The 1,747-nt window shown below is 61.3% G+C and carries 2 protein-coding genes and 1 pseudogene; 2 read left to right on the top strand and 1 reads right to left on the bottom strand.

Annotated elements, in window-relative coordinates:
- Positions 1-157: 157 nt before the first annotated feature.
- Positions 158-475 carry a DinB family protein gene (locus AC04L7_RS18035; RefSeq protein ID WP_436000756.1) on the bottom strand — a complete coding sequence of 106 codons (318 nt, stop codon included), beginning with the start codon at positions 473-475 and terminating at the stop codon, positions 158-160.
- 271 nt (positions 476-746) lie between these two features.
- Here AC04L7_RS18035 and AC04L7_RS18030 point away from each other — a divergent pair, with 271 nt between their 5' ends.
- On the top strand, positions 747-1,361 hold the full coding sequence (locus AC04L7_RS18030) for a hypothetical protein (protein WP_436000754.1): 615 nt from the start codon (positions 747-749) through the stop codon (positions 1,359-1,361).
- A 16-nt stretch (positions 1,362-1,377) separates the two neighbouring features.
- Positions 1,378-1,747 (top strand): annotated as a pseudogene (locus tag AC04L7_RS18025) (hypothetical protein); the annotation flags it as partial.

Raw genomic sequence — 1,747 nt, 5'->3', positions numbered from 1 at the left:
CGTTACAGCACTGGAGGACGAGGTCGTTTCCCTGCGCGAACAGCTGGCCGGACTGCTGGCCTCGCGCGATTCCTGACGCTCACGCCTCGTCCGGCGCCAGCCTCACCAAATCGGTCACGCCGACCTCCACGCCCGCCTGCGACAGCAGCGTGGTGACCTAGTCCCGATGGTGTGTCTGGTGGTTGGACAGGTGCGTCAGCAGGCCATCCAGGCGCCGTGCGAAGGTCTCGCCCTTCATGTTCTGGTAGACCAGCCGCGACGAGCGGGCAGGCGTCGCCAGCGTGGCGATCCATTCCACGATCGCCGCATCGAGCCAGGCGCGCCTGCGTGCAACGCGGACAGGTGGCGGAGGGCACCGCATCCCGTTCCGTCGGCATCGGCGTACCGTCGAGCGTGCGGCAAAGCGCTTCAGCCAGAGGGTGTCGTTGACTGCCAGGTGGTTGAGCGTGCCAGGATCGACCGGAGAAGGGGCCACGATCCGCGGCGAGAGCGTCGTGCGGCAACGTCGCTGTGGGAGCGTAGAGGCGCTGGTTCATCCACGTGTTGTAGGACGCGAGCAACGTGAATCGGGCATCGTCGGTCATCGTTGCGCGCGCTGCGGGGCGTTGTTCACATTCATCATCGGCTGGATGACGCTGCATTCGCCTGCATGAAAGCGATGCTACACGCGGATACGCGTGCCGACGCGTTGCATGCACCCATGCATCGCGCTACGTTCGACACGTCCACCGACACGGAACGTTTCCATGGAACGACGCCTCATCCGGAGCATCGCCACCACCGCGATGATCTCCGTCGCCACGACAGGATGCCACGCTAGCATGGGTCAATCGAGTTCAGCCGGCCCCTCTTCCGCGCTGCCGGAAGGCCACTACACCAACGTCGGTGCCGAATGGCCGTTGAAGTTCAGGGCGCACTACTTCGGTGGCCACTGCTTCGACACGCAATCGTGCGTGATCCTCTATCGAGGCTTCCGTCACGGCTCGAAAGACGAGCCCTCACCTTCGGTTGCATCGTATGGGCGACCCCTCGACAAGCTGTTGAGCGCGGGCCGTGGTCCGATCCCGAACTTCCCGCCGCCCGCACACGTCACATGGCGCTCGAAGGACGGGACACCACTTGAAGCGGAGATCGACATTGGCGAGATCTTCCGGGATGAACTGATTCGGCATCGTGTATCACGTGAAGATGCCCTGGATCCCGCCACCAGCGGAACACCGGGCATCATCCTGGAGGTCAACGACCGCACCATCAACGTCTATATGAGGGACATGATCGCGTTGAAGAAACCGCAGTTTCCTGATCGTCCCCACAGTGATTTCCGCGATGACCTGATCAAGGTATTCAGTCGGACCTATTGAGCAAGGAGTGCTCGTCATGGATTCTGGGAAAAACTCGGGACGCCGCGACGGCGGTATCGATGTGGAGCTTGCGGGGGACGCCGGTCGCGAGAGCTTCATTCACGCCGATCAAAATCTGTCGCAGCTTCGTATTCCTGTCTTGCTCAAGGAGGACAGGCCGCACGAGCGGCTGTACGTCGCGGCGATGGATGGTACCGGCAACAGTATGCACGACGATGATCCAGAGCATTGGAGCGTGGTTGCGAAGCTCTATGATCAAATTGAAAGGCAAAAGCTTGGACGCATCTCGGCTGGCTATGTGGAAGGAACGTTTACCCAAAATGGACTCCTGCATAAGCCGGAGAAGCTATGGGATGGCCGCTTCGGTCATACGTTTGATGCTGACC

The organism is Pseudoxanthomonas sp. LjRoot204_2, assembly GCF_056175765.1.
This window is presented reverse-complemented; position numbering and strand designations above follow the sequence as displayed.